The sequence below is a fragment of the Xenophilus sp. genome (genome assembly GCF_044462705.1).
GTDB lineage: Bacteria > Pseudomonadota > Gammaproteobacteria > Burkholderiales > Burkholderiaceae_C > Xenophilus > Xenophilus azovorans.
The window spans coordinates 1-7,389 of sequence record NZ_JBIQNC010000223.1; the positions used below are offsets into that span (position 1 = coordinate 1).

At 69.5% G+C, this 7,389-nt stretch carries 6 protein-coding genes and 1 pseudogene; 2 read left to right on the forward strand and 5 right to left on the reverse strand.

Going from position 1 to position 7,389, the window contains the following annotated elements:
- Window positions 1-194 precede the first annotated feature (194 nt).
- The 3 genes and pseudogenes from ACIY1X_RS22795 to ACIY1X_RS22805 all read right to left on the reverse strand — a co-directional run.
- A complete protein-coding gene (locus ACIY1X_RS22795; protein ID WP_399685030.1) occupies window positions 195-1,061 on the reverse strand; it encodes an OmpA family protein in 867 nt (288 codons plus the stop codon).
- 20 nt (window positions 1,062-1,081) lie between these two features.
- Window positions 1,082-3,463 (reverse strand): YadA family autotransporter adhesin, encoded by a 2,382-nt coding sequence (locus ACIY1X_RS22800; RefSeq protein ID WP_399685043.1) that lies wholly within the window; start codon window positions 3,461-3,463, stop codon window positions 1,082-1,084.
- Window positions 3,464-3,508: 45 nt separating this feature from the next.
- A pseudogene (locus tag ACIY1X_RS22805) lies at window positions 3,509-3,943 on the reverse strand (ESPR domain-containing protein); the annotation flags it as partial.
- A 276-nt stretch (window positions 3,944-4,219) separates the two neighbouring features.
- On the opposite strand from ACIY1X_RS22805, the gene ACIY1X_RS22810 reads away from it, so the two are divergent.
- Entirely contained in the window at window positions 4,220-4,909 is a 690-nt protein-coding gene (locus tag ACIY1X_RS22810) for a helix-turn-helix transcriptional regulator (protein ID WP_399685033.1), read from the forward strand.
- Entirely contained in the window at window positions 4,906-5,466 is a 561-nt protein-coding gene (locus ACIY1X_RS22815) for a DUF6036 family nucleotidyltransferase (RefSeq protein ID WP_399685035.1), read from the forward strand. The genes ACIY1X_RS22810 and ACIY1X_RS22815 overlap by 4 nt, the downstream gene beginning before the upstream one ends.
- Window positions 5,467-5,508: 42 nt before the next feature.
- On the opposite strand, the gene ACIY1X_RS22820 is transcribed toward ACIY1X_RS22815, so the two are convergent.
- Both ACIY1X_RS22820 and ACIY1X_RS22825 read right to left on the reverse strand, forming a co-directional pair.
- Window positions 5,509-6,786, reverse strand: a complete 1,278-nt coding sequence (locus tag ACIY1X_RS22820; protein WP_399685038.1) for an FIST N-terminal domain-containing protein — start codon at window positions 6,784-6,786, stop codon at window positions 5,509-5,511.
- Window positions 6,787-6,826: 40 nt separating this feature from the next.
- Window positions 6,827-7,389: hypothetical protein (locus ACIY1X_RS22825; protein ID WP_399685041.1), on the reverse strand; the 563-nt coding region annotated here is incomplete at its 5' end.

Below are 7,389 nucleotides of genomic sequence, written 5' to 3' on the forward strand. Positions count from 1 at the left end.
GAATGCCCTGCACGAAAGCTGACCGGCAGGTTGTTCAACGTCGCCATGCCTGTGTTTCCTTGCGCTCCTCCACGCCGTCGCCGCCGCGCAGGCCGCGTACGGGAAAAGTGTACGCCCGCATACCGTTCGCGAGGCCGAAAGTACGCTGTGGCGGCGGCATCGAAGGTGTGCCTGGCTTCGCATCAACCGGCGACCTACCGTTCGCCACGCACCTCCAGTTCGACACGGCGGTTCGGCTGCAGGCAGGCGATCAGCGCTGCGCGCGGCTGGTTGTCCGCGCACTGCACCACCGGCTGCGCCTCGCCCACGCCGTGGGCGCGCAGCGCGCCTTGCGGCAGGCCGCGCGCCGCCAGGTAGTCGCGCACCGTCGCGGCACGCGCCATCGACAGGCGCCGGTTGTAGGCCTCGCTGCCCAGCCGGTCGGTATGGCCGACGATGGTGATGCTGTCCAGCCGCCTGTAGGCGCCCTTGAGCCTGGCGGCCAGGTCGTCGAGCTGGCGGCGCCCTTCGGGCAGGATATCGCCCTCGCCCGACTTGTCGAAGGCGAACAGCGCATCCGCGCCGAGCTGGAAGCGCTCGGGCGCAGCCGCCACGACCGGCCGGACCACCTCGCTGACCTTGGGCTTCAGGTGGTCGGCACAGGCCGGATCGCGCCAGTAGAACTGGTCGGACACGCCGTCCTTGAACACCACCTTGTACTGGCAGGTCACGAACTCGTCGCCCTTGCCCGTGCGGAAGTTGAACAGGTAGTCCCACTCGGTGGGGCCGAACAGCCCCTCGCCGAAATGCGGGTAGCTGATCAGCTCGCGCACCTGGTTCTTCGTCATGCCGCGGCCGATGCGGCGCAGTTGATCCACATCGACGAAGCTGCCGCCCTTGAGCCAGGCACTGTCAGGCTCGGGAAAGCGCACCTCCACCGGATCCGGCGAGGCGCCGTAGGCGGCGTTGGTGCTCTTGACGACGCTGCCGGTGCTGCCGCAGGCGGCCATCAGGACAGCGGTTGCAGCCAGCGCGGCCAGGCGCAGGGAAGAGTGCAGACGTCCTGCTTGCGTGTTGTTCATGGTGTGTTGCTCCCAGGCAGTCAGTCGAACGAGAAGCCGAAGCCGACGCGCGCGATCGGCTTGCTGCCGCCCGAACCCCAGCCCACGCCGGCATGCAGCGTGGTCTGCCCGTTGTCGGAGCGCTTGAGCAGGTTGAAGCCGATGCCCATCTGGCCGTTGTAGGCCGCCACGGCGCCGGTGAGGTGGTAGCGCCCCGGCTCCACCGGCGTGACCACGGCCATCGCAGCCGACGCCGCGATGCCGCCGGACAGTTCCTTGCCCTGCCTGGTGATCCTGTTGTCCAGCGCGTTGACCTGGTTCTGCAGGTTGCCGGTCGAGGCGTTGAGCTGGTTGACGTTGACCGCATCGGTGCCGTTGACGCCCGGCGCCACGTTGGTGATCGTGGTGTTGTTCGCGTTGATGCCGCCGGTGGTCATGCTCGGCCCGCCCTGGATGCTCACCCCGTTGTTCGTGACGTGGGTGTTGCCCACCGTCACGCTGGTGAAGTTCGGGTTCTCGCTCACCGCGAAGGCCACGTTCGCCCCGCTTTGCGTGAGCACCATGTTGTTGCCCGCCGTGTAGGTGGCCACGCCTCCCGGGCCCACGTTGGCCACGCTGGTGCCCACCGCCACCCCCGTGCCCGTGGCCGCGGTGGTCACGTTGATGCCCGCGTTGGCCGTCACGCTCAGCGTCTCCAGCGCCTGGTTGGTGGCATACAGCTGGCTGCCGTTGACCGCATCCGTGCTGGTGCTGCTCAGTTGGCCGGCGGCCACGTTCTGGATCTGGCGCTCCTGGCCGGCCGAGCCCACGCTGACCACGCCGGCGGGGTTGGCGCCCGCGAAGGTGTAGTCCTGCCCGCGGATGGTGGTGCCGGAGGTGGGGGTGGCCGCGGTGGTGGTGCTGCCCGCGCCCAGGGCCACGCTGTTGGCGGTGCTGGCGCTGGCGTTGGCGCCCATCGCCACCGAGCCGGTGGCGCCCGCTGCCGTGGAAGCGCCCGGGCCGGCGGCGATGCTGTTGGCGCCGGCCGCGCCGCTGTTGTCGTAGTTGGCCTGCTGGGTGCCGCCGTCGTTGGTGCTGTAGTAGTGCGAGCTGGCGTTGTTGACGATGTTCACGATCTGCCCGCCGATGGCGTTGACCTGGCTGGCCACCGAATACAGCTGGCTGCCGTTGACGGCGTCGGTGCTGGTGGCCGTGATCGCGCCGGGGGCGACGTTGACGATCTGGCGCTCGGTGCCCGCTGCGCCCACGCTGACCACGCCCGTGGCGGTGCCGGCGAAGCCGCCGTAGGTGATGGCCGGGCCGGGCGTGTAGGTGACGCTGCCGTCCGGGTTCAGCGTGGCCACCACGCTGGGGATGCTGGCGTCATTGACCTGCACGGCCGCCTTGTCGGCGCTGTTGTTGCCCAGCACGACGCTGTTGGCCTGGGTGGTGGTGACGTTGTTGCCCAGCACGAAGGTGTTGTCCTGGGCGATGGTGTTGTCGTTGCCGAAGGCGTAGCTGCCGGCACCGCTGACGGTGTTGGGGTCGCCGAACGCGCCCGAGTTCTTGCCGCTCACGACGTTGCCCGTGCCGATGCTGATGCTGCTCTCGCCCGTGGCCTGCGCGCCAGCGCCGATGGCGATGGCGTTGTCCGCGGCTCCCCTGGCGCTGGTACCGATGGACACCGTGTCGCTGGCGCTAACGGACATGCCGGCCATGTAGCCGCTGGCCACGTTGTTGTTGCCCTGCGCGTTGTAGCCGGAGAAGTATCCGCTGGCGACGTTATAGCTGCCCTGCACCGCCGCACCGGAAAGGTAGCCGCTGCCGACGTTGTAGCTGCCCCGCACGCTCTGCCCGGCACTCATTCCAACGGCCGTGTTGGCGGAGCCGTTCAAGCCATAGCCTGCATTCTGGCCGAGGGCTGCATTGTTGTCGCCCGTCAGACTGGCGCCGGCCGATGCGCCAACCGCGGTGTTGCCAGCGCCCTCGAGGTGCGAGGTGGCACTGGTGCCGACCAAGGCGTTGCTGCCCAGCGCTGTGTTGCTGCTTCCGTCCCTCCAGCGGGCCGCATTCTGGCCAACGTAGGTGTTGTGCTGCCCCTTGCTTCCCCGTCCGGCTTCGTCGCCGATGAAGGTGGCATACAGGTATTCCGCGTTCTGGCCCGCATACTGGCCGAACATCACGCTGTCGCTGCCATAGGTCGTGATGTAGGACGCCGGTCCACTGATGAAGCGGGTGGCGCCTTCGCCCGCGTGGGAACCCACGATGGTCTCCTGGTTGTAGTGCGACTGCGCATTGACCCCGATGGCGATGGACTCCGCGCCGCCGCCGGGCGTCATGACCTTGGTCGTCGTGCCATCGGTCCAGGTGACGTCTTCATGCCGCACGAACGCACCGCTGCCGATGGCGATGCCGCCGGGACGCTGCGGCCCGTTGCTGTTCATCGTCACCGATGCGCCGTTGCCGATTGCCACCGAGTTGTTGGTCGCGGCAACGGCCCCGGCTCCCACGGCGACGGACGAATTGCCGTTCGCGGTGGTCGTCGCCGAGCCGATGGCGACGGCATTGGAGCCCGCCAGGTGGGTTGTCGCCCAGTTCGCGATCGCCGTTGCGTCCGGCACACCGGCGTTGTCCGCGATGCCGCTGACGGTGGCGAAACTGCCGCCCGCCGTCGGGATCTGGCAAGTCCAATTTCCCGTGCTTCCCGCGCGGGAACAGACAGCGCCCGTGGTACCCGCGGTAGGGGTCGCCGCCTCCAGCGACACATCGGCCTGCGCCGTCCCCGCCACCAAACCCAGCAATGCCGAAGCCAGTCCCGACCCCACCCGACTGCTGCGGAGCCCGCCGGACGCCCTGGCGATTTCGGATGCAGCGACCCACGCGCCCCGCGACTCGCTCCATATAGAACGAAAGAATTTATTCATCAGATTTCTCCTCGGAGCCGCAGCCGTGCGCGGCGTTTTCAATGCTGGGCAACGAAGACGAAAGCGTCACCCTCGAGGGAATTCTGAGAAAGAGAAGGTTGAAGCCAGACTTGACGACACACTTCTTGACACAGATTGTCGTCAGATGTCACGGTCCCGGCACCTCGGGGCCTGCCTTGACGCGTCGGCCGAAGGCTCGTATCCGTTGCTTCGGCCATTGGCTGTTTGACCAATTTTTTGACCAAAAATAAATATTTTGATTAAAAATACGACCAGATGAGTGTTTCGGAAATCAGCCCTGTCCTGGAGCGCCAGTTGCTGCTGCAACTGGGCGACCGCCTCAGGCGCCTACGCAAAGCGCATGGGATCGGCACGGTCGACATGGCCGCGCGGGCCGGAATCGCCCGCAACACGTTGCGGGCCGTGGAGTCCGGCGATCCCGCACCGTCCATCGGCACCTATCTGCGGGTCATGTCCGTGCTGGGCATCGGCGGCGAATTGGCGCTGCTGGCAGGCGACACGCTGCAGCCGCCGCCGGCCGACTCTGCCGCAGGGCGATCCCGGCGTGCTGCGCCTGTGGTGCAGGTGCGCGTTTCGGTCGACGAGACGCGGCATCGGCTCCAGGACTTGCAGAGCCTGGCCCTGCACGAGGAAGCCGTGCGCCTGGCCAAGGCCGATCCGGGACTGGTGTCGCAGGCACAGGACACCGCCAGGCGCTGGCTGGCGTCCGGCGATGCCCGCTCCGCCGCTTTGTGGCGGGAGTGGCTGGACGTCCTGCAGGCAAGGGCCTGGCGCAAGGTGCTCGGCCGCACCCGCCATGCCCAGCAGCTACGGCAGGCCTCGCCGCTCGTCACGGTGCTTCCGCAGGAGACGCGTCAGCGCATCCTGGAGCAGGTCAACGCGCTCAGGAAGGGCGTGGAGATGGGTGATGCCCAAGAGGGAGTGGAAGCCTGGGAGCAGCCGTGACGCGGGAAGAACTGGAACACATCATCCGCGCCAGCGGCGACATCACGGACCAGTACGAGTTCGTGATCATCGGAAGCCAGTCCATGCTCGGCCCCGTGCCCGCCCCCGAAGCGGTGTTCACCGTGTCCATGGAAGCCGATATCTATCCGCTCCAAGCACCGGAGCTGGCCGAAAGGATCGATGGCGCCATCGGCGAAGGCTCGCAGTTTCACCAGACCCACGGGTACTACGCGCAAGGCGTGGGGCCGGAGACTGCGACATTGCCGACGAACTGGATGCAGCGTGTGCATCGAGTCCAGAATGCCAACACCGGGGGGCGGCTGGGCTATTGCCTGGACGTTCTCGATCTCTTCCTGGCCAAGGCCGCCGCCAGACGCGAGAAAGACCGCGAGTTCTGCATGGCGCTGTTCGAGCATGGTTACGTCAGGCCCGCGCAGGTGCTTCAACTGGTGCAGGCCATGCCTCTGGATGACCAGGCGCAGCGATCGCTGCGCGCGACGATCCGGCGCTGGGCACGGGCCGTACGAGAAGCCGGCCACGACATTCCCGAGGCGTGAGAACCCAGAACGCCGCTTGAAGCCGCAACCGCGGCAAGAAACTCAATCGTCGGTCGCAAACACCGTCAGCACCCCGGTATAGCCGTACAGGTGGTGCCGTGCGATCTCGCCGCCGGCGAAGAAGCCGGTCAGCGGCACGTCGCCCAGCGCGTGGCGCACGATCTGCAGTTCGGCGTTGGGCGCGCCGAAGTGAGGGCCGCCGCGGCCGATGCAGCTCACGTACACGGCGCCGGCGATGCGGCGCGCGGGGTGCGGCGCGGCCTCGGCGTCGGTGGCGGCGACGGCGCGCGCGACGGCCAGGCTCTGTTCCTGCGGCTCCAGTTCCTCGCGGATCTCGGCGCAGATGCGCATCAGGTCGGCGCGGGCCGCCTGGGCGCTGCGCCGCACGAAGGCCAGGCGCATGCCGGACTCGACCTGGTCGGCGATGGCGACGCCGCGGCGGTTGGGGTCGAGCCCGATGATGTGGCGCACCCGCACGTCGGCGCCCAGGTGGCGCGTGCGGCGGCCGCCGTCGGCGCCGGGCGAGGCCAGGCCGGCGAGCGTGGCGCGCACGGTCTCGATGGCCTGCTCGGGGTCGTCCTCCAGCGAGACGTTCAGGTCGGCCAGCAACACGTCCAGCGCCGGCGCGCCATCGAGCGTCAGCACGAGGTTGCCGTCGGCGCCGGTGATCTCGCGCTCGGCCGCGACCGGCTGGCAGCCCTGGGTGACGCGCGAGACCAGCCGCACGCCGGCGCCGAAGGCCACGCCCGACAGGCCGCCGCGGAACACGCCGCGCGCTGCGCCCTGCCCGCGCAGGTTGCCGTTGCCGCCGACGGCGAACTGCAGCGCCCCGGTGCGCCCGGACGACAGGCCGCCGAAGAGGTAGCCGGTGTCGGTGCGGCCCGCAATCTCCGCGATGAGGTCGGGCAGGTCGGGCGTCTCGCCGTCGGCGTGCACCAGGGCGGTGTGCGGCCGGAAGCGCGCGTTCGGCCCGGCGCCGGCGGTCAGCGGCGCGACGCCGGAGAACACGCGGTACTGGTCGCCGGGCAGCGCCGCCAGCAGCACGCTCAGGGCGGGCTCGTCGATGTACTCGGCGTTGTTGGCGACGATGCCGGCGCCCACGGTGCCGGCCCAGTCGGTGATTTCGGGCAGCTCGGCGGCGAGGTGGTCGAGGATCTCCTGCGCCTCGGCGGCGTAGTGGTCGGTGATGTAGAGCAGGCCCAGGGTGGGGGCGGACTCGTGGTCCGGCAGGGCCATCTGTGCGCGCAACTGGGCGAGCACGAGGCCGGCGGCCATGCGCCATTGCGGATGGGTGGCGTGGCCGGAGGGGAACAGCTTCATGGGCGGCAGGGACCGGCACGGCGGCCGGCGGGTGTGAGGGTCATCGACGGGAGGCGGGCGCGGCCTTGGCCTTGGGGCGTGCACGCGCGGCCGTCTTGCGGGCCGGCGCGCGTGCTGCTGCGGGCGCCTTCTTCTTCGCCGGGGTCTTGCGCGCGGCAGCGGGGGCGGCGGCCTTCCTGCGTTTCGCACTGGCGGCGCCTGCATCGCCTCCCGGCATGACCGGCATGCGCAGGTGGGCCGCGTCCTGCAATGCGTTGCTGGCGATCTCGCGGAACTGCTGGGTGAGTGCGCCCCACCATTGGAGCGGGTCGATCACGCCCGGCGCGGCGGCCGGCGCCTCGGCCTGCTTCGCAGCGGCGTCGGCGGGCTGCTCTTGCTCCTGCTCCTCCTCGGCATCGGCCTCGTCCTGCACGGGCTCGGGCGCGGCGGGCGGGGGCGGCGGCTCGGGTGCCGGCTGCGGCGGCTCCGCCGGCGCGGACGCCGCTGCTGCTGCGGCGCCGCGCACCGCTTCGGCGGCGCTGACGGTCGAGCGGGCGAAGGCGTTGGCAAGGTCCTCCATGCGCACGTTCATGCCCTGCAGCGTGGACAGGGTCATCTTCTGCA

Excerpts from the sequence above, each read along its gene's own strand:
- ACIY1X_RS22795 (WP_399685030.1), bottom strand. The coding sequence starts at position 1,061 with ATGAACAACACGCAAGCAGGACGTCTGCACTCTTCCCTGCGCCTGGCC.
- ACIY1X_RS22800 (WP_399685043.1), bottom strand. The coding sequence starts at position 3,463 with ATGAACAGCAACGGGCCGCAGCGTCCCGGCGGCATCGCCATCGGCAGC.
- ACIY1X_RS22810 (WP_399685033.1), top strand. The coding sequence starts at position 4,220 with ATGAGTGTTTCGGAAATCAGCCCTGTCCTGGAGCGCCAGTTGCTGCTG.
- ACIY1X_RS22820 (WP_399685038.1), bottom strand. The coding sequence starts at position 6,786 with ATGAAGCTGTTCCCCTCCGGCCACGCCACCCATCCGCAATGGCGCATG.